Source organism: Pseudomonas sp. GW822-FHT02E03 (assembly GCF_058802325.1).
Genome location: NZ_JBXAOA010000011.1, coordinates 115339 through 135097, shown reverse-complemented (window position 1 = coordinate 135097; position 19759 = coordinate 115339). Strand labels below are relative to the sequence as shown.

At 57.4% G+C, this 19759-nt stretch carries 19 protein-coding genes and 1 pseudogene; 9 read left to right on the top strand and 11 right to left on the bottom strand.

Annotated features, from left to right (window positions below):
- Positions 1 to 188 precede the first annotated feature (188 nt).
- Together gbdR and gabP are read right to left on the bottom strand one after the other, a co-directional pair.
- Positions 189 to 1280, bottom strand: coding sequence for a choline metabolism transcriptional regulator GbdR (gene gbdR, locus AC1RQB_RS11380; protein WP_063343840.1), 1092 nt, complete (start codon positions 1278 to 1280; stop codon positions 189 to 191).
- A 113-nt stretch (positions 1281 to 1393) separates the two neighbouring features.
- Positions 1394 to 2800: a GABA permease gene (gene gabP / locus AC1RQB_RS11375; RefSeq protein WP_063343841.1), complete on the bottom strand. Its 1407-nt coding sequence runs from the start codon at positions 2798 to 2800 to the stop codon at positions 1394 to 1396.
- Positions 2801 to 3247: 447 nt separating this feature from the next.
- Between gabP and AC1RQB_RS11370 the strand changes: the two genes are divergently transcribed.
- Positions 3248 to 3937, top strand: a complete 690-nt coding sequence (locus tag AC1RQB_RS11370) for an SOS response-associated peptidase family protein (protein WP_063343842.1) — start codon at positions 3248 to 3250, stop codon at positions 3935 to 3937.
- 187 nt (positions 3938 to 4124) lie between these two features.
- On the opposite strand, the gene AC1RQB_RS11365 is transcribed toward AC1RQB_RS11370, so the two are convergent.
- Both AC1RQB_RS11365 and AC1RQB_RS11360 read right to left on the bottom strand, forming a co-directional pair.
- On the bottom strand, positions 4125 to 4655 hold the full coding sequence (locus AC1RQB_RS11365; protein ID WP_063343843.1) for a DUF2867 domain-containing protein: 531 nt from the start codon (positions 4653 to 4655) through the stop codon (positions 4125 to 4127).
- A 417-nt stretch (positions 4656 to 5072) separates the two neighbouring features.
- Positions 5073 to 5693 carry a DJ-1/PfpI family protein gene (locus AC1RQB_RS11360; RefSeq protein WP_063343972.1) on the bottom strand — a complete coding sequence of 207 codons (621 nt, stop codon included), beginning with the start codon at positions 5691 to 5693 and terminating at the stop codon, positions 5073 to 5075.
- Positions 5694 to 5819: 126 nt separating this feature from the next.
- Here AC1RQB_RS11360 and AC1RQB_RS11355 point away from each other — a divergent pair, with 126 nt between their 5' ends.
- The gene (locus AC1RQB_RS11355; protein ID WP_081235344.1) at positions 5820 to 6374 is read left to right on the top strand and encodes a TetR/AcrR family transcriptional regulator; all 555 of its coding nucleotides are present in this window, start codon (positions 5820 to 5822) and stop codon (positions 6372 to 6374) included.
- Between the two features lie 246 nt (positions 6375 to 6620).
- On the opposite strand, the gene AC1RQB_RS11350 is transcribed toward AC1RQB_RS11355, so the two are convergent.
- Together AC1RQB_RS11350 and AC1RQB_RS11345 are read right to left on the bottom strand one after the other, a co-directional pair.
- A complete protein-coding gene (locus AC1RQB_RS11350; protein ID WP_404943051.1) occupies positions 6621 to 6692 on the bottom strand; it encodes a hypothetical protein in 72 nt (23 codons plus the stop codon).
- A gap of 10 nt (positions 6693 to 6702) precedes the next feature.
- Positions 6703 to 6774: pseudogene (locus tag AC1RQB_RS11345) on the bottom strand (hypothetical protein); the annotation flags it as partial.
- A gap of 173 nt (positions 6775 to 6947) precedes the next feature.
- On the opposite strand from AC1RQB_RS11345, the gene AC1RQB_RS11340 reads away from it, so the two are divergent.
- Complete coding sequence (locus AC1RQB_RS11340; protein ID WP_081235366.1) at positions 6948 to 7340, top strand: GFA family protein; 393 nt, start codon at positions 6948 to 6950, stop codon at positions 7338 to 7340.
- Positions 7341 to 7521: 181 nt separating this feature from the next.
- Here the strand turns inward: AC1RQB_RS11340 and AC1RQB_RS11335 are convergent, their stop codons facing one another.
- The gene (locus tag AC1RQB_RS11335) at positions 7522 to 8286 is read right to left on the bottom strand and encodes a tetratricopeptide repeat protein (protein WP_063343845.1); all 765 of its coding nucleotides are present in this window, start codon (positions 8284 to 8286) and stop codon (positions 7522 to 7524) included.
- Between the two features lie 405 nt (positions 8287 to 8691).
- On the opposite strand from AC1RQB_RS11335, the gene AC1RQB_RS11330 reads away from it, so the two are divergent.
- Positions 8692 to 9090, top strand: coding sequence for a hypothetical protein (locus tag AC1RQB_RS11330; RefSeq protein ID WP_081235367.1), 399 nt, complete (start codon positions 8692 to 8694; stop codon positions 9088 to 9090).
- Between the two features lie 462 nt (positions 9091 to 9552).
- Here AC1RQB_RS11330 and AC1RQB_RS11325 read toward each other — a convergent pair whose 3' ends face one another.
- Complete coding sequence (locus AC1RQB_RS11325) at positions 9553 to 11079, bottom strand: MFS transporter (protein WP_063343846.1); 1527 nt, start codon at positions 11077 to 11079, stop codon at positions 9553 to 9555.
- 191 nt (positions 11080 to 11270) lie between these two features.
- Here AC1RQB_RS11325 and AC1RQB_RS11320 point away from each other — a divergent pair, with 191 nt between their 5' ends.
- Together AC1RQB_RS11320 and AC1RQB_RS11315 are read left to right on the top strand one after the other, a co-directional pair.
- Positions 11271 to 12131 carry a LysR family transcriptional regulator gene (locus tag AC1RQB_RS11320; protein ID WP_063343847.1) on the top strand — a complete coding sequence of 287 codons (861 nt, stop codon included), beginning with the start codon at positions 11271 to 11273 and terminating at the stop codon, positions 12129 to 12131.
- A gap of 171 nt (positions 12132 to 12302) precedes the next feature.
- Entirely contained in the window at positions 12303 to 13436 is a 1134-nt protein-coding gene (locus tag AC1RQB_RS11315; protein ID WP_063343848.1) for an aminotransferase class V-fold PLP-dependent enzyme, read from the top strand.
- Positions 13437 to 13642: 206 nt separating this feature from the next.
- Here AC1RQB_RS11315 and AC1RQB_RS11310 read toward each other — a convergent pair whose 3' ends face one another.
- Positions 13643 to 14218 carry a carboxymuconolactone decarboxylase family protein gene (locus AC1RQB_RS11310; RefSeq protein ID WP_063343849.1) on the bottom strand — a complete coding sequence of 192 codons (576 nt, stop codon included), beginning with the start codon at positions 14216 to 14218 and terminating at the stop codon, positions 13643 to 13645.
- Positions 14219 to 14291: 73 nt separating this feature from the next.
- Here AC1RQB_RS11310 and AC1RQB_RS11305 point away from each other — a divergent pair, with 73 nt between their 5' ends.
- Positions 14292 to 14627 (top strand): winged helix-turn-helix transcriptional regulator, encoded by a 336-nt coding sequence (locus tag AC1RQB_RS11305; RefSeq protein WP_063343850.1) that lies wholly within the window; start codon positions 14292 to 14294, stop codon positions 14625 to 14627.
- Positions 14628 to 14802: 175 nt separating this feature from the next.
- Here the strand turns inward: AC1RQB_RS11305 and AC1RQB_RS11300 are convergent, their stop codons facing one another.
- Entirely contained in the window at positions 14803 to 15075 is a 273-nt protein-coding gene (locus AC1RQB_RS11300; RefSeq protein ID WP_063343851.1) for a hypothetical protein, read from the bottom strand.
- A gap of 665 nt (positions 15076 to 15740) precedes the next feature.
- Between AC1RQB_RS11300 and AC1RQB_RS11295 the strand changes: the two genes are divergently transcribed.
- Positions 15741 to 16484 (top strand): protein-L-isoaspartate(D-aspartate) O-methyltransferase, encoded by a 744-nt coding sequence (locus tag AC1RQB_RS11295; protein WP_241824494.1) that lies wholly within the window; start codon positions 15741 to 15743, stop codon positions 16482 to 16484.
- 2 nt (positions 16485 to 16486) lie between these two features.
- The gene (locus AC1RQB_RS11290) at positions 16487 to 18910 is read left to right on the top strand and encodes a polyamine aminopropyltransferase (RefSeq protein ID WP_063343853.1); all 2424 of its coding nucleotides are present in this window, start codon (positions 16487 to 16489) and stop codon (positions 18908 to 18910) included.
- A 349-nt stretch (positions 18911 to 19259) separates the two neighbouring features.
- Here AC1RQB_RS11290 and AC1RQB_RS11285 read toward each other — a convergent pair whose 3' ends face one another.
- Positions 19260 to 19667: a hypothetical protein gene (locus tag AC1RQB_RS11285; RefSeq protein WP_063343854.1), complete on the bottom strand. Its 408-nt coding sequence runs from the start codon at positions 19665 to 19667 to the stop codon at positions 19260 to 19262.
- Between the last annotated feature and the right edge of the window lie 92 nt (positions 19668 to 19759).

Genomic DNA, 19759 nt, shown 5'->3' with positions numbered 1-19759 from the left:
TCACTGGCAACTTATCGAAAGAGCAGAGAGCGCAGTTTGCCGAGCCGTCCTTGATTGGATCCAGAAGCCTGCGTCAGCGGCAGCTCAAACGGCTGCTGCTTTCTCGAACACAATGCAATACTTCATCGCTTGGGAGATGTCGACGCAATTTCGGCTTCAGATGCTGGCTTTATCGCGTACCGGGTCGTTCAGGGTTTCAGAATTTTGATACTGGCGAACGTTGATTCATCACGTGCCTGCTCCAGCAAACTCATCGGCCTTGCCAGTGGCAATGCCTGTACAACCGGCCTTGATGTCACTTGCGGTTGCGTTTGCGCCGCCAAGCGCTCGTCACTGGGTGGGATGCCGAAACACTCGCGATAGCACTTTGAAAAATGGGGGGTGGACACAAAGCCACACACCACCGCCAACTCTACAATCGAAATCGGCGTTTGCTTGAGTAACTGACGAGCGCGGATCAGACGCAACTTGAGGTAGTAGCGTGAGGGTGAGGAATGCAGGTATTTCTGGAATAACCGCTCCAGCTGTCGACGGGACAAACTGACATAATTCGCCAGTTCGTCCAGGTCGATCGGCTCTTCCAGATTGGCCTCCATCAAGGCGACGATTTCCTGCAACTTCGGTTGGTGGGTACCAAGCATGTGTTTAAGGGGCACACGTTGATGATCCTGCTCGTTGCGGATTCGCTCGTAGACGAACATGTCGGAGATGGCCGCTGACAGTTCATGACCATGATCGCGACTGATCAGGTGCAGCATCATGTCCAATGGCGCGGTCCCACCGGAGCTGGTGAAGCGGTCTCGGTCAAGGGTGAATAGACTGGAGCTGAGGTTCACTCGCGGAAAAGCTTCCTGCATGGCCGCCAGAAACTCCCAGTGCACGCTGCAATCGAAGCCATCGAGCAAGCCTGCCTGGGCCAAGGCCCAACTCCCTGTGCACACGCCCCCTATCCGCTTCGCGCGCCGCGCCTGGGCTCGCAACCAGGTAATGTGCTCACGGGTCACCGCGCTTTGAATGCCAATGCCACCGCAAACGATCACGGTGTCCAGTATCGGTGCGTTATTGATCGCCGCATCCGGAGTGATCGGCATGCCATCGCTCGCCCACACCCGCTCGCCCCCCAAGCTGAAAGTGTGCCAGCGGTAAAGCTCTTGACCGGTCAACTGATTGGCCATTCGCAGAGGTTCTATGGCTGATGCCAAGGAAATCAGCGTGAACTGGTCCAGCAGCAAAAAACCGATGGTTTGCAGAGGAGCGGCCTTGGAGGTGTCGTATGCCATCGAAGTTTTTTCTCGCAGTGAGCGGTAATGGCCCGTGGCGCTGGCGGCGTTAACCGCCCCGCCACTGCTGGCGCACTGAAAAGATCGCAAGCAGGTTTATGCTGATATAGCTGCTATGCACTTTCCGCCGACACTGCACTGCGCGGCTGCCCATGCTGACGCGCGGTCACAAGGCCGATAAAGGAAATCACCAGCGCCAGACCGATGGTCGAAGAAACTTCCATACGGTGCTCGGGCGTCACCATCATCACCGCCAACGCTGCGCAGATGAAGGCGATGACCAACCAGGTAAGCCAGGGGAACAACCACATTTTGAAGGTCAGCGTGACATTCTGCCGAAGCAGAATCTTGCGCATGCGCAGTTGCGACACTGCGATAACCAGGTACACCAGCAAGGCAATGGCGCCGGAGCTGGCGAGCAGAAACTGAAACAGTCCGGCGGGCATGAAGTAGCTGAACAAAGTCACGCCGGCACCCAGTACGGTGCTGGCGATCACCGCTGCCCTCGGCACGCCATCCGACGACGTCACCTTCAGCGGCTTCGGTGCATCACCGCGCTTGCCCAGCGAAAACAGCATGCGCGAGGCAATATAGATCGACGAGTTCATGCAGCTGGCCACGGCAATCAACACCACCACATCTACCATTAACTTGGCGTGGGGAATGTTCATCAGTTCCAACGCTCGCTGGTAAGAGCCCACCGACGCCAGCAACGGATCATTCCAGGGCACCACGGAAATGACCACGAAAATGGACAGCAGGTAGAACACCCCGATCCGCCAGATCACCGAGCGTGTGGCTTTGGCGATATTCTGCGCAGGGTTGCTGGATTCGGCAGCGGCAATCGTCACCGCTTCTGTACCGATGAAGCTGAACATGATGGTGATGAATGCCCCGACAACCGCGGACAAACCGTTGGGCGCGAAACCGCCATGTTCCTCCATGAGTCGACTCAACCCGCTGGCTTCGCGCTCGGGAATCCAACCCATCAACACCGCAAAACCAAGGCCGATAAAGCCGATGATCGCCACGACCTTGGCCATCGCAAACCAGAATTCGAACTCCCCGTATTTGGACACGCTGAACAGGTTAGTCACGACCAACAGGATGATCGACGTCAAGGCAAACAACCAGGTATCGATCTGCGGGAACCATTGGTTCAATACATGCCCGGCCGCGAGCGCCTCGATGGGTATCACCAGCACCCAGAACCACCAGTAGAGCCAGCCGATGGTGAAGCCAGCCCAACGCCCGATTGCCTGGTCGGCGTAGGTAGAGAAAGATCCGGTGTCCGGGTTGGCAACCGCCATTTCGCCCAGCATGCGCATGACCAGAACGACCAAAAGGCCGGAAAACAGATAAGCCAGTAATACCGCCGGCCCCGCCGCAGCGATGGCATGTCCGGAGCCAACAAACAAACCTGCGCCGATAATCCCCGCGATAGAAAGCATTGTGACGTGACGCGGCTTGAAACCCTGCGCCAACTGACCGTTCGAATCTCTGGAGTTCAGGTTATTCATTGTTTTTTTTTGTTCTCTGGTGATCGACGTTAGGGCGTACTGACTGAGGGTCAGGCGATCATCATTTTTCCCTGTTGCCGCGTCTCGAACGCGGCGCACCTCAACGCTCCGGAGTTTCTAAATCAAGCATCACAGCCGCACCCGACCATGAAGTGACGCGCCACCTTACGCGTCTTGCCTTGGAAGCCAGTAGCCCGAGTGCGCCACTTATGAGTCTGATTTCGACACGTGTTGCGCGTATCGCGTGAGGTGCATTAACCGAAAAAAAATAGAGACCGAAGTCTCTTGTTTTTAGCTGGCCATTAGCACACAGCAATATGGGAATCGGCCTGTGGCTCAGTGCCGCCACACCGTAAATCGATGTTCGGGTGGACACTGAGACAAGGTTTCCTCATCAAGCCGCCAGGTTCTGATCTACGCTGAAAACACAAACGGAGGCTTCCAACGATGTGCGGACGTCTTTCCCAGTACCGAAGCATTCATGACTTTGTTGCGGCGCTGAACATTCCAAACGCATTGATCAACTATGCAGGAGACCAGCCTTTAGAGCTCTACAACGTCGCGCCGTCCGCTCAACTCGCCCTCCTTCACCAGGAAGGTCAGTTTCTGCGAGCCGACATGGTGCACTGGGGATGGCGGCCACGCTGGGCAATGGAGCATGCCGCGCCGATCAAGGCCCGAGTAGACAGAGTTGCCCATAATCCATTCTTTGCAGCGATATGGCCGCATCGGGCGATCATCGCGATCGACAACTGGTTTGAATGGGTGGACGAAGGTGGAGCGAAAACACAGCCATATCTGATCCGGCGCAAGGATCGCGCCCCAATCTTCTGCACCGCGATAGGCCAGTATCCCACCGCCGAGCATGCACCGGAGGCGCATGACGGCTTCGTGTTCATCAGCGCCGACAGCAAGGGTGGCCTGGTAGATATACACGACTGGCAGCCGGTGACGCTCAATCCCGAGCTGGCCCGGGAATGGCTGAATCCAGCTACATCGGAAAAGCGTGCTGAGCAAATAATGCTATTGCAGTGGGAACCTCTGGAGGCTTTCGAGTGGTTCAAGGTCGACCGCGCTATCGGTAATCTCCGCAATCAGCAAAGCGGCCTGATCAATCCCAGCGATCGACTTATCTGAATTCCTGCTGTTTATAGGCGATCTGATCGCGCGACGAATTTTTTTGAGGCGATATCTGTCCGTCTTCCTTTCGCGGGCCATGAATCTTAGAGGCCTAACGTTTGACATGAGAGACTTGGCCAGGCTTGCCAGAACAGCCTTTCGATGGAAGGGGTTAGGCCTCAGGGTGCACACAGCGCTCTCAGCCTCAGGGGCAGGTAGCCAGAGGCCAACCGACGCGCGCTGCACGAAGGAGACTGGCCTTAACCACCAAGCGGTGAAATGGGGCAATAACGAAGATGTAGGCCCGGCCTAGACGGTTGTGGCACTGGACCACGGTTGAAAAAACGAGTTGGCGACTGCCTTCTGGCTCTGTCTCTCCAGAACATAAAATCGATATCCGGAAGTCGAGGTGCTTGTCGTCCTCTCCCAACACGATTTCAGTCTGGTTCGTGCTGTAGATCTTGAAAATTCCAATCCGATTAGCAAGTGATGCCAAATGTTTGGCTGTCTTGAGACCAAAACAGGCAACGATAGTGTCTCGGACTTTCATGAGCCATCCGATCCAGGATGGCTGGTGGGAAAGGATGAATCGAGCTAGCAAATCTGGGTTGCTAGATGTGCCCGCAGGGAGCCGAATCGCAAAAGCGTCCGCTAGGTTCATTGACTTGTAAAGGTGGGTGATGCCGGACCTCGAGGGGACTGGCACGGACATAATGAGCTCAAATTCTCGGGGCATCGGGGATCTCTCCTGAGTTCTAACTACTAATTAGACGACATGCCATGTCGCGTTTCTTGTTGCGATGGTTTGTCGTATAACGCTCCTTGTCGCCCTGTAAGTGCTTGTCTAGCTTAGAAATGACGGTTACCGACTTTCAAGCCGGACAGGAACAACCGCGCGCTCACTGCTCATTCCCAAGCAGACGAGGTATCTGCATAGTGGAGGAATCTCGCTGTACAAGCGGCCCTTTTTCCATATTGCGGCACGCCTACTTAGGCTATCAGGTACGTATTCAAGTGTGGGGGTCACGGCAACTTCAGGTTCCAGGCGCAGTAGCGCACCAGGAGCGGAGCTCCCATGGGTCGTGGCAATGCCGTCCGGAAAACCAATGTCCACGCCTTGATGAGGTCCAGAACCTCGCTGAGCGCGCATGGATTAACTGGATGTCGTTGAGGCGCCAACTTCTCCTTGTCGGATACTGAGCCCGATCAAGGCATCATAGAGTTCTTGCTGCCCAGCTGGCAGAACAGGGAGCAACGTCGCACGGCGCTTGTCGACATCGAACCAGGATTCAACCAACCATCCCACCAGATAGAGCGCCGAAAGGCATCCGCCAGCGGTTGCAACGTTCCCCTGGCATACAAGAGGCTGGTTCACGGACTCAAGCCCCAGAGCTTGCAAGCTCGATCGTGCATCCGGGTGTGTAGTTGCTTGGCCGCTGAGCAGCCCAAGCCGTTCGAGAATGAAAGCTCCGGCGCATATGGAACCGATTCGCTGGCGTCTGGAGTCAAGTTCAAACGACGGCAGGAAATCCGGGGCGGCAAGTGCAGCGGGTATCCCTTCCTTGCCGCTGACGAACAATACCGCGTCGGCACTATTGGCCTCGGAAAGCGGACCGTGCACCGAAACAGGCAGGCCGTGCGCCGATCGCACGATAGAGCTGGAACCCAATATTCGGACGTGCCAGTCCTCAGTGTTGCGGCCTAAAATGTCCCACATCAGGAATAGGTCGATATCAGTGAATTGGTCGAAAGCAACCAGAACGATTTTCTTCAAGGCGAGCTCCATGAAAAGTGCTGGCGTGCAAAACGCAACGGCCATCTTTGCTGGTGTTCGCAGCGTATCAATCGGTTGCGCACCATACACAGTCTGTATGGCGCTAAATATGGAGCGAAATAACTGGTGAGAAAACTAACTCGTAACCATTGGATCGCGGCTGGTTTTGAGGCCCTCGACCAAATAGGACATATTGGCGTTTCGGCCGAGAGTCTATCGCGCCGATTGAATGTGACCCGCGGATCGTTCTATCACCATTTCCGCAATCGCGAAGACTTTGTCCGCACCTTGCTGGCCGCTTGGGAAGAAGACTACACGGAGCGCATGCTCGCTTATGCTGCGCAGGGTCGTAGCGCGGGCGAAACCTTGAAACGCTACTTGAGTATTGCCGCTGAGAAACAACCTGGGCGGGAAATTTCCATCCGAGCCTGGTCGCTGCACGATCCGTTGGTAGGCGAGTTTCAGCAGCGTGTTGACACAACACGACTGGACTTCGCGATACGGACGTGCCGCCGCTTGGTCCATAGACCAGGCGAAGCAGAAGTGATTGGTCAGGTGGCCCATCTGTGCCTGATTGGTGGTCAACAGGCAGGGCTGCGGCGTGATGCCGCTCGCTTCAACAGTTTCCTGCATCGAGCCTTTTCACTTTTCGAAGGGGCTCTTCCACCGTGGCGGGCCTAAGTCATTTTGGGTAACTGATAGAGGTCGCGTGCCACTGCAAATGTGTTTGGGGGTGGGAACGTCGCTACCCATCTGCAGCGCGGAAGTAATGCAACGGATATCATTGAATTGCGTCGCCTACAACGGGAGTCATCCCGTAAGGCTATAAGGTCGACGAACGTCCTACGTCTGGAGCACGACCAATCATGGCCTTTTACACTTGAAGATCATGTGGAGCACTTCCTCCGGCTAGCACCGAAGATGACCCTACCGTCGAATGATGTGCATGTTTGACCGCACCCAATCACCAGGTTGAAAGCGGCCACGGCTATCCTCTATTACTCGATGGACGACTAACGCCTCGGATGGCCTTGCTGTTATCTTTTCGGAAGTTGGCGATGGTCTTGAAGTCGGGAATCAATCAAGGTTTGCGGTGTACGCCGCTTCTGAGTTTGAACCGCGTCCGTTCTTGTTGCTCCTGAGCTTTGGTTCCTACTTTGGCTGCCCCTCATCTATTTGGGCTGGCGTGGAGTCAGTCGACTGTCTTGATAGAGATGGTTAAGCTGGTGTGTTTTCACGTGCATGGGTGGGCGCATGACAGAGGTACACCAAGGAAGCTGCCTATGCGCAGCAGTCAGTTACGAGCTACTCACGCCCCCAAAAGCAGTGAGTCATTGTCATTGCAGCCAGTGCCGCAAAGGTCACGGAGCAGCATTCGCTTCGTACGGCAGCGTTCCCCGCAACGCGCTACGGATACTTGGCGGCGCCACCAGCATCAAAACCTATGCTTCCTCAGGGACGGTGTTACGCGAGTTCTGCGCGCATTGTGGTTCGACATTGTTCTGGTCACGATCTCAAGGCGAATTTGCCGACTGGGTTTCGATAGCATTGGGCACGCTCGACACGGCCTTCATGCCTCAAAAACAAAAACATGTTTATGTCGACGCCGCAGTCCACTGGTACAGGCCATGTCCCCGGGTCGACTGACTGTTTCGGCTCGTTTTTCAGCCGGTCGCGACAGGCAACAAACGGCCGACTCTGTTGAAAAAGTCCGACTTGGTTTCCACGGCAGAAATGTACGCGCCTTAGATTGAAAACCTTGCTTTTAGCAGAGGCTTCAGGTCTCGGATCTCACGTAGCAGCGCGTGCAAAAGAGGACACCAGAAACTCAACCGCGCACCAGGTAGGCCCCTGATGGAACCCGATATCGCAGCTTCTTGCATTTGCCCGGTGCAGGCTGGTGCCCCGGCGGACGATCAGGAAACCAGATTCGGCATTTACCCGGAGGTGGCATATGGCCGCGGGGAATCTCAACCTCACCGTACGCAGGCTCTGGCTCGACATTAACCATTTGCAATTGTCCTTCGGGCCCGGCTCTGCCAGCCGTCGGTGCATCCGAAACCCGATTTGCCTCTGCGCGAGTGAAGTTGTCAGCGTCGCGCCCAGTGTTCTGAGTGGATTGCTCAACAGCCGCCATTTCCGCTTCGCGGCGCCTTTGGGTCTCCTCTGTTAACCCCTTCTGTACTGCGACCAGATTGTTTTGGGCATTGGGTGAGGTACCCGAAGACTGGGCCTGCTGCGCCGCCTGGATCAATTGGAAGTTACGGTTGCGCAATTCGACGTTGCGACCCACCCGCATGTTCGAGCGCACCGCCAAGGTTTCAGCCTGCAGGTACTGCCCCTGCTGAAGACGCAACACCCCGAGGTAATGCAGCGTCGCGGGATTGTTCGGCTGGATATGCAGGGCACGCTCCAGCGTGGCGGCGGCCTGATCCAGTTGGCCATTTTCATACTGCCGCGAGGCGGTTTCGATCAGGGTCGTTGATGCGCTGTTGCTTTGCGCGGGCACTCTTCGCTCGGCAGCAAACGAACAAAGCGACGCGACGGCGCAGAACACCAGAATGAGACCCGGCAGAAAACTCTTGGTTGGCATCAGGGGGCGGACTCGAGTGAATTCGGACGGCACTGCCGTAAAACAGACCACAGCGCTGCTCGGCAATCCAATACCGGGCCGCTATTGACCTGGCCAATACCCTGAAGTTCCTGCGGCAACGGTCGTCGCAACCAGCATCATTTTTACCGTCCCAACATCTAAGCATGAGCTATTGCTGCACTTCGCGCAGAGCAGAAAACGGCCAGAAGCGGGCATCGAGAAAGCAAACTTCAAAGTGGTCGAACACTGAGAGCGTTGGCTATTTAAACCAACGGCCCCCTAGAACTTTTCCCTATTTATCGGTCTATGTGGATAGGTACATTCGCCAGGTAAGCACGCGCTCCGCAGGCTTCCCGCCGCCAGATGGCCACACGCCCTATTGTCAATCAGAGGTTGTCTTCGCTCATGAAATTCCATGTCCCACGGATAGTGCTCTTCAGCCTTTTCGCGTTCGCGGCAGTGGGCTCGGCATCAGCCACACAGATGAAGACCTCAACCCCTGTTTTCGCAACTGAAGCCCCAGCCGTACAGGCTCCTGTCCAGGCCGCCGGCAACCCGTGGCCGACCTTGGCGAGTATGGCCGGCAAGCAGCCAGGGCCGTTGCTTGCCCATGACGACCGATACTGGCATGACGGCCGTTGGCATGATCGTAGGGACAATTGGCGCCGAGACGACTGGCGCAGAGATCAGTGGCGTAGAGAGCAAGCCCGCCGAGAAGCTGAACGCCATCGTGATTGGGAGCGCCACCAGGATCGAGCCATGCGGCACCGTTACAAGGATGCTCACGGTTACTATCGTCGCTAGTGCGAAGCCCCGGAACAATCCATCTGCAACACGGGGCGATACTGCCAGCCTGCAAAACCAAGACTCAAATCGGTCCGAAATAGCAGTGCTCGCCCACGTCGACGAGCTACGAATCAGATGTTTGTTCAGCGCTTCCCAAGTGAAGTCAGACCATCCGCAATGGACTGAGGGTGTGTAAAAACGTTTTTGAGCGCAGGTACTCAAAACTGAAGCCTGAGGGATGAAAATGGAAATTGACCGCCTCCTTCAAAAGCAGCAACTGAATGTGCAAAAGTCGGCCTTGGTTTGCCCAGCAAAAAGTACGCGTCCGAGATTGAAATCTTTACTTTTGGCAGAGGTTTCCGGCCCCGGATTTCACTTGGCAGTGTGCAAAAAAGGCGTTTTCACCGGTAAATGATCAGGCAGCTTGGGCAAACTGACTTTTTCAACAGAATCGGCCATATACGGTCCTTCGAATTACAGTCACTGCTGAGAATGAACGGCTTTGCTCGAACGAAAGACCAGGCAACTCGCCGCCACTAGCACCCACGCTGCAATACCGCCATACAGCATCACCCAGCCAAACCCGTGCGCCAAAGCTGCGTTGGCAACATCGACCGAAATCGTATTCCCCTGGCCAGTCTGCGCCAACACAGCAGTGTTGCCGGCCGAAATATTCTCCGCCAGCAACCGTAGTTGCACCTCATCGGCCGAGCCATTTAACTGATTGCGCAGGGAAGACAGGATGCCTTCCACCAAGATGAATCCCATAAGCGCGATGTTGATGGCAAGACTGATCATACGAGCGCTGATATCGATGCCCGATGCCATGCCAGCACGCTCACTGGGCACCGATCCGGTGGTGGTATTGGTAACCGGCGTATTGGTCAGCCCCAGTCCGATCCCGGCAATCAGGCAGCCTGGAAGCATTGTCAACCAGCTGGCATGCGTGACACTGCTGCCCCATTTCATCAGCAGGAACCCCAGACCTATGGTGAACAAGCCTGCGGGAATCACCACGTCAGGTCGATAGCGCAGCGCCAGCCGTTCGCCTAACGGGGGGACAACCAGCGTCGGCAGCGTGTAGGCCAGCAGTGCCAGGCCGGTGCCGACACTGGCGTAACCCAGGCTATTTTGAAAGTACAGAGGCAGGTAAATCATGAATGGCCAGAAGCTGAAGTTCATGCCTGCCGACCCTAGCAAGGCACCTGAGAAGCGACGGATCCGGAATACAGAGAAGTCGAACATCGGATCGACATAGCGTTGCTGCGCGATGACAAAGACGATGAAGCTGACCATCGCCACAATCAGGCTGGCAATGGCCGAACCGCTGGAGAAACCCACCCCCGCTCCCTGAGTGATGAACCAGGAAAGACCTAACACTGCCAGCGATAACGAAATAATGCCCAACACATCCAGCCTGCGACGCTGCGGATCGCGTGATTCGTCGACACCGGCGATTACCAGCACCAGCGCAAGCACCGCAATGGGTGCATGCACCAGGAACACCCATTCCCAACTCGACAACGCCACGATAACGGCGCCGATAATCGGACCGAACCCCAAACCGATGCCGAACACGATCCCCCAGGCACTGAAAGCTTTTCCGCGCGCAGCTCCCGACTGGAATCGGTGAGACAGCACTGCCACCTGACAGATCAGCATGGCACCACCGGACATACCTTGCAGGAATCGGCTTGCGATCAACACGCTAGCGCTTTGCGCCCATCCACAGCCCAGTGAGGTAATGCCGAAAAGCACCAGGCTGATGACAAACACCCGCTTGCGCCCATACCGATCCGCCAGTGTGCCGGTGGCCATCAGCACCGTGGTGCAGGCGATAGTGTAGGCATTCATGATCCACTGCATATCTTTGAAATCGCTGCGCAGAACCGATTCAAGAGTGGGCAGGATTGCCGGTACGCTCGAGATTTCCAGGCCGAACATCAGCGAGGCCAGGCAAACAGCGGCTATTGTGAAAGCATCTTTTTGCGAAGAAGAGAACTGCATCGTGATCTTCCAGATCAAGTTGATGGGCACTGGCAAGACCGCTCTGAACATCGTCAGGGGGAGACCCGATAGCCTCGCCAGCGTCACCAGACATAACTCCAAGTGACCGGCCGCATTCTGGAAGTAATTAAGAAATGACAGAAATGATTTAATTTCGTAAGTTTTATTAATATTCGTCATGAGTTGACTTAATGGACTTCGACCCAGCTCTATTGCGTGCTTTTGTCGCGATCAAGGAGACCGGTAGTTTCACTCGTGCCGCAGAGCGGCAGCACTTGAGCCAGTCAGCGATCAGTCATCAGATCCGGCGTTTGGAAGAACAGGCCGGTACCGCGCTGCTGATACGCACCACTCGACGTTTGACGCTGACAGAAGATGGCGAAGATTTTCTGCGCCATGCCGAACAAATCCTCAGAGCACAAGACGCCCTCTCCCGGCGTTTCGAAGCGTCGCCGGTATCCGGGGCCGTGCGTTTCGGTGTGCCAGAAAACTTTATCGGCGACGGCCTGCCACCGTTACTGACTCGGTTCGCCAGACAATTTCCCGCCGTACGTCTGGATGTAACCGTCGGCACCTACCTCGATCTGCGCGCGCAGGTCGATGCCGATGGGCTCGATCTGGCCGTGGTCATGGCATTGCCGGGCAGCCAGGCCGGCGGTACCGTGCTGCGCGAAACCCGGTTTGTCTGGGCCGCTGCGCATAGTTTCGACTTTACCGGCGATGCCCCTTTGCCGCTGGCGTTTGCACCAGCGCCCTGCTTGCACCGCCAAGTGGCCGTAGAAGCGTTGGAGAGTTCCACCGTGGATTGGCGGGTCGCCTTTACCTCTCCAAGTCAACAAGGACTGCGGGCGGCGGTACTGGCGGGGCTTGCCGTCACCGCTCTACCGCTGGGCGATCTAGAGCCCGGTATGGTGGTGATTGACGGTCAATATGGCCTGCCACCGCTGCTGGATGCTGATTTCAGACTTATATGGAGTGTCACGGGAAAGACGCCCGCGGCCAATGCATTTGGACAACTGCTGGTGGAGCTGTCTGAGTCGCCATTGATCTAGAACAAGCGGACTGCCATTGCAGCCACCTGCGAGCATTGCTACGTCCAGTAATCGACCTGATGATGCCAGCCGCTCGACAGAAGTCGCAATTCGATCCCGAGCAATCTTGTCATTTGCCAAGGCTTAGGGCAGGGTCGATACCACTGAGATCTCTGCCAAAGGAGTCACTCCATGTCAAAGCTATATCCCAGTATCGATCCCGAGGGGCTGCTCGAGTACTCAGTGGTCTACACCGACCGCTCGCTCAACCACATGTCGCAGTCATTTCAAGGCGTGATGAAGAACATTTCCAGGACCCTGAAACAGGTCTACAACGCCCAGGCTGTTGCGGTGGTGCCGGGCAGCGGCACATTCGGCATGGAAGCGGTGGCGCGACAGTTTGCCACCGACCAGCAATGCCTGGTGATACGCAACGGCTGGTTCAGTTATCGCTGGAGCCAGATCCTTGAGATGGGCAACATCCCGGCGGCCACCACGGTGCTGAAAGCCCGACCGGTCGACACTGGTCGCCAGGCTGCCTACGCCCCACCCCCTCTGGACGAAGTGCTGGCAGCCATTCACGCGCAGAAGCCGCAGATTGTCTTCGCCCCCCACGTTGAAACCTCATCAGGGATTATCCTGCCCGACGAGTACCTGCGGGCCGTCGGCGACGCCGTGCATGCGGCGGGTGGCCTGTTCGTGCTGGACTGCATCGCCTCAGGCACGCTTTGGGTTGATATGCAGAAATGCGCAGTCGACCTGCTGATCAGCGCACCGCAGAAAGGCTGGAGCGCCTCCCCTTGCTGCGCCCTGGTGATGCTCAGTTCTTTGGCCCTCGAGCGCATCGAACAGACGCAGAGCAGCAGCTTCGCCTGCGACCTGAAAAAGTGGCTTCAGATCATGCAGGCCTACGAACAGGGCGGACATGCCTACCATGCGACCATGCCCAGCGATTCTCTCGCACGATTTAACGACGTGATGAAAGAGACGCAAGCCTACGGTTTCGACAAGGTCCGCGGCGAACAACAGGCTCTGGGCGATCGGGTGCGCGCAATGTTGTCCGGCAAAGGCATCAAAAGCGTGGCCGCAGCCGGCTTTCAGGCCCCTGGCGTAGTGGTGAGCTACACCGATGATGCCGACATCAAGAGCGGTAAGAAATTTGCCAACCACGGCCTACAGATCGCCGCCGGAGTGCCGTTGCAATGCGACGAGCCGGCCGACTTCCAGACCTTCCGCATCGGTCTGTTCGGACTTGAAAAGCTGCACAATATCGAGCGCACGGTCAGCACCCTCGAGCAGGCACTGGACGAGGTGATGGTTAACTAAGCCCTCATCTTGCCCGCAGCACCGAACTTGTGAATTCTGGGAAGGCATCCAGCCCTGGGCACTGCCGGCCGATGGCGCTGATCTTCGACGAATATGACGCTGGTCGCCCGGACGTCATGTTAAAACCATAAGGGAAAGCCCGTGCACGCGTCTTACTGACACGTGCGTCCTTAAGCGCTATCAGAAAAGGTTTCCAACGAAGCCTTTCACGTGGCAAATGATTGCGCTGCTTCATGCCGAAAATCACGGAATCTCGCCGCGTTTGGTTCAAGGGCAAGGGTCAGGCTATTGGCGATATACGATACCGTTCGATAGAAGCCCGCCAGCATCAGCAGTTCAAGGATTTGATCGTCATCGAGGTATCGTCGAGTGGCCTGAAATTCCGCTTCAGTCAAGGTAGCGCGATTGTGCAGGGCATCAATAGTAGCCAGCAGCACCGCCTCTTCCTCCGTCCAGTGCTCCGCCCGGAGCGGATAATCCAAGGTGTGCCCGATATCGTCTCTCGTCAATCCGGCCCGCTCTGCGAAAGCCATAACGTGCACACCCCACTCATATTCGCATCCGGTAAGTGCGCAGACCCTATTGATGATTAGCTCCCGCTGACGAAGCGTCAGCAGGTTTCCATCCAGCAGTGAACCAGCCGTGAACTTCCGCCATGCCCTTTCGCTGGTGGCGATGGTGGTGAACAACAACAGTGGTGGGACGCCCTCTCCCATTATTTTGTCGAACGTCGCCTGGAGGCCTTCCGTGTAGGGTTTTTCGAGTGTTTTGATTCGAGCCATGATGTACCCTTCGCTATCAAATGTGTAGCGCTAGTATTTGCTACATTATCTGTAGCGAGCAAGGGCCATATGCATGAATGATGATCAAAGCTTGGGATTGCAAATGATGAGTGGGCGTCGCCCAATCATGGCGCTTTTGGATGTGCTCGGACAGAAATGGGCGTTGAGGATCCTTTGGGAGCTTCAGCACGGTTCACTCAGTTCCCGTGCACTGCGAAGCGTGTGTGGCGATATCTCGCCCACTGTCTTGCAAAGTAGGGTCAACGAACTTCGTGGGGCAGGTTTCATCGAGTCAAACGAGGGCGGTTACGGGCTCACTCCACTGGGTATGGAGCTTTCGGAGTCGTTCTTCCCTCTGTATAGATTCGCCAATAAATGGGCCGATTCATTGGGCAAAAATAAGGTTTGATTCCTGGTGGAATGTCCCCCTTTCGGGGTGTAAGGAGCCAACGGCGAACGTCTGCATTTGGCCGTTATCTGCCAGTCGCGAGAAGCAGAAGAGGACCCATTGCAGTCATTCACAAGATGGCAGCATTCGCCCTCTAAGTGGATCTATACAGCCGATGGAGGGCGACCGAGCGCATTCAGAATGCTGCATCGTGAGCGTCCATGGCTTCCATCAAACTCGGATGCCATTCGCACCGATCACGCGGTGAAATTTCTATAAATAGCTCAATCAACTGGCGATCATGGAAGCTCTGAGTAGAGTCATCCAGCGGTAGACTATAAAAATCAGCGCTCTGTACTGCGTACAGTAAAGTTTGGAGATTCAAAAAGCAGACATATCTCACTGCCGCCGAATCGCTGAGTCGGCGCCATGTGATGATCTGCTGATAGGAGTCTCCAAGAAAACTCATGCTCATTTACCCTCGCTATGCTGAACTGCTGCAAATGAAGGTATAGCAGTTCTAATCAGTCTTCGTCTCTGGGTATGCACAAGCCCGCAGCCCCTCGAACATCAAGGAATGTCTCGACGAAATCCGTTAAGCCTTAACGTCCGCTTCTGGCCGATTCCTGCCTTTCGCGAGAGGCAGGAATCCACAACCCGAAGCGGACTTTCAAGCTTAGTCATCGTGAATTGGTTTTACGAGCAACAGTTCGTAGGTCAAATCTGCTTCATAAAATGTGGTGCACCATTCTTGAAAGCCCGACCGGGGCTCGCACAATAGACGGACGATGAGTCCGGACTCCGTACTAAAAGTTTCTTTGACGACCGCGATATCTGACCGCTTCTGGCCGATCCTGTTGAAAAAGTCGGCCCTGGTTTCCACGTCAGAAAAGTACACGCTTGAGATTGAAATCTTTACTTTGAGTAGAGGGTTTCGGGCTCAGATTTCGCGTAGCTGCGCCCAAAAAGGCTTTTTTCAGCAGTCTGTATGCGGGCAGTCTGGAAGGACCGACTTTTTCAACAGAATCGGCCACTAGCTGACAATCGCATTCACTTTTGTATCAGCGCCCCCGGGCTTGCCGAGCCAGCCCGCCGGCCATACGATTCGACTATTCCTCAGGCGGAGGAGTCATTGTGAAGCCGGTGATGCTCCTGACGCGCATCCTGGCGCCTGCCATCGCTCTGGCGCTGGCATCCGCCGGCCTGCGTGCCGACGATCCGTTCGCGCCGTTGCGCGACGCCATGGTGCGGGAGATCACCAACATGTCGTCCGTCACCCGCGACGAAACCGACAGGGTCGAGTTTGCCGCGCCGGTGATGGCCGCGATGGCCAAGGTGCCACGACATAAGTTCGTCCCGCCCGAGGAGGTGCCCTACGCCTACGAGAATCGCCCGCTGCCGATCGGCTATGGCCAGACCATCTCCCAGCCTTACATCGTTGCCCTGATGACCGACCTGACGCAGGTCGGGCCCGGCGACGTGGTACTCGAGATCGGCACTGGCTCGGGCTACCAGGCGGCGATCCTCGCCGAGCTGGCGCAGGCGGTCTACACGATGGAGATCATCGAGCCGCTGGCAGTACAGGCCGGTGAGCGCCTGGGCCGGCTGGGATATGCGAAGGTGCAGACCCGGCTGGGTGATGGATACCACGGCTGGCCCGAGCACGGACCTTATGACGCCATCCTCGTCACTGCCGCCGCCAGCCATGTGCCGCCGCCACTGATCGCCCAGCTCAAGGCCGGCGGACGGATGGTAATCCCGGTCGGCGCGCCGTTCATGATCCAGTACCTGCTGCTGATCGAGAAGGCCGGCGATGGCAGCGTGTCCACCCGGCAGGTGCTGCCTGTGCGCTTCGTGCCTCTGGCCGGAGGCGATTGAGCATGCATTCGCCGCCGCTGCTCGCCCTGGCGCTGCTGTCTGCCTCCGCGCTCGGCTATGAGGTGCTGCTGCTGCGGCTGCTTTCGATCATCCAGTGGCACCATTTCGCCTACATGATGATCAGCGTCGCGCTGCTCGGCTACGGCGCCGCCGGCACCGCCGTGGCGCTGGCGCGGCCTGTCCTGGCGCCGCGCTTCCACGGCGTGTTCATCAGCGGCGCGGTGCTGTTCGGGCTGAGCGCCATCGCCTGCTTCAGCCTGGCCCAGCAGGTTCCGTTCAATCCCCTCGAGATCCTCTGGGACGCGCGACAGTCGGCGCGCCTGCTGATGATCTACCTGCTGCTGTTCGTGCCGTTCTTCTGCGCGGCGGTGTGCATCTGCCTGACCTTCACCTGCTTTCAAGAACAGATTCATCGGATCTACGCCTTCGATATTCTCGGCGCCGGCGTGGGCAGCCTGGCAATCGTCGCCGCGCTGTTCGCCTTGACGCCCGTCGATGCGCTGCGGCTGCTGGGCGGGACCGGCATCGCCGCCGGGGCGCTGGCCGGCATGGCTTGCACGGGGCATAGGCACTGGCTCGCGCCGTTGCTGCTGGCGGCGGCAGTCGCGGTGCCTGCCGGCGTGCCAGAGCGCTGGATCGCCCTGTCGCCCTCCGAGTACAAGGAACTGAGCCAGACGCTGCGTATCAAGGATGCGTACGCAATCGCCCAGACCTGGAGTCCGCTGGGCCTGCTCACGGTCGTCGACAGCCCGACCATTCCCCTGCACCACGCGCCGGGTCTGAGCCTCAACGCGACGCAAGAACCGCCCGCACAACTGGCCATCTTCACCGACGGCGACGGCCTTTCCGTGCTGAACCGCTATGACGGGCGCCGCGAACCGCTCGCCTACTTGGACTACCTGACCTCGGCTCTGCCCTATCACCTGCTGCGGCAACCCCGCGTGCTGGTGCTGGGCAGCGGCGCCGGTGCCGATGTGCTGCAGGCGATCTACCACGGCGCCAGCGCGGTGGATGCCATCGAACTGAACCCGCAGGTGATCGATCTGGTCCAGCGCCGCTTCGCCGACTTCTCCGGCAAGCCGTACAGCGCGCCCAACGTCCGTGTGCTGATCGGCGAGGCGCGCGGCCTGGTTGCTTCGCGCGGCGAACCCTACGAGCTGATCCAGATCGCCCTGCTGGACTCCTTCGGCACCGCCTCGGGCGGCCTGCATGCGCTGTCCGAGAACTACCTGTACACGGTGGACGCCTTCGCCGAGTACCTGCGCCATCTCGCGCCCGGTGGCCTGTTGGCCATCACCCGCTGGGTCACCCTGCCGCCCCGCGATGTTCCCAGGCTGCTGGCCACCGCGGCCGCAGCCATCGAGCGCGACGGGCAGGCCAGAGCGGCGCGCCGCATCGTCATGATCCGCGGCTGGAAGACCGCGACGCTGCTGGTCAGCAACAGGGATTTCGACGACGCTGGCATCGCCGTGCTGCGGGAGTTCTGCCGAGCGCGCTCCTTCGACCTGGCCTACTACCCCGGGATGACCGTGGCCGAGGCGAACCGCTACAACCTGCTCGACCGGCCCTGGTTCTTCGAAGCGGCGCAGGCCCTGCTGTCCGGCGAGCGCGCGGAGTTCCTGGCACGCTACAAGTTCGACGTGCGTCCGACCATGGATGACCGGCCGTATTTCTTCCATTTCTTCAAGTGGCGCTCGCTGCAGGAACTGCTGGCGCTGAAGGAACAGGGCGGCCTGTCAATGCTGGAGTGGGGCTATCCGGTGCTGATCGCCACGCTGCTGCAATCCAGCGTGGCCGCCGTGCTGCTGATCCTGGCGCCGCTATGGGTGGCGCAGCGGCGCTCTCAGAATGCGGCTTTGGCCAGGTTCGAACTCAGGGTCGTGTCCTACTTCGCCGCCATTGGCTTCGCCTTCATGTTCGTGGAAATCGCCTTCATCCAGAAGTTCACCCTTTTCCTCAGCCACCCGTTGTATTCGGTGGCGGTAACGCTCAGCGCGTTCCTGATCTTCGCTGGCCTCGGCAGCCGTTACTCCGGCCGCCGGCGGGGGGACATTGGAACGGGTGTGGGGCCCCGTCATCCGCTCGCGCGGCCAGTCCTGGCGATCTGCGTGATCGCCCTGCTCTACCTGATCGCCCTGCCCCCGTTGTTCCAGCTGCTGGCGCCGGTGCGGACCCTCGCCAGGTTCGGCATCTGCGCCGCGCTGGTAGCGCCGCTGGCGTTCGCCATGGGCATGCCGTTTCCGCTCGGACTCGCGCGCATCTCCGCGCGCGCCGAAGCACTGGTGCCGATCGCCTGGGGCGTCAACGCCAGCGTATCGGTGGTAGCGGCCGTGCTGGCGACCCTGCTGGCGATCCACCTGGGCTTCACCGTGGTGTTGCTGCTGGCGTTACTGCTGTATCTCGCGGCGGCGGTCGCATTTCCCTGATCGCGGCGGTTCGCAGCGAAACGTCAACAGACCCTGGTGAGACGAATGGCCTATCAGAGGTGACTTTCATCCCATAGCTGCCGGTGGTGACCGGCAGAAATCGGCCGATTCTGTTGAGAAAGTCGGTCCTGGTTTCCACGTCAGAAAAGTACGCGTCTGAGATTGAAATCCATACCTTGGGCGGAGGTTTTCGGGTTCGGATTTTACGTAGCAGCGTGCAAAAAAGGAGTTTTCACCGACCAATGTTCAGGCAGTTTTGGAAAACCGACTTTTTCAACAGAATCGACCCTTGGGAGACGTTCATACCAGAGATGACAAATCCGTCTCTGCCGGGTGATTGCCGGTGAATCTAAGCGTCAGATTCTTTTTTTGCTAGCCTGATGGCTGTAGTCATATGCGGTACAGCGTAGGCCTTGTACCAATGATTCATTCCTGCAATAGCTTTGTGAGCTGGTCCCGTGTCCGCTGCTCCGACCAATTCCGCACAAGCCTGCGCCATTGAGACAAGAATGCGGGCTGCTTCGGGAACGTAGGGAAGGTCATTTCCAGCCTCATGACGCTCACGAATGATCTGGTAGCGAATGTTTTCCGGGAGCGTCCAGGCACTGATTAAAAACTCCTGAACGGAGTAATCGACGCCTTTGATTTCCACGGTCGCGGAGCGATGTTCTTCATTGAATCCTGCCGTTTCGATCTGCTCACAGCTATCGATGACGGTATTCATCATTTCTCGAATTTGTTGCCAATTAGTTTTCATTCGAACTCCTTTTCAATGTTGTCTTCCATCAGGATACGTTGAGTGTCTTTTTGTGGACAGGTGAAAGACAGCTTCTGGCCGTTTTTTGCCTG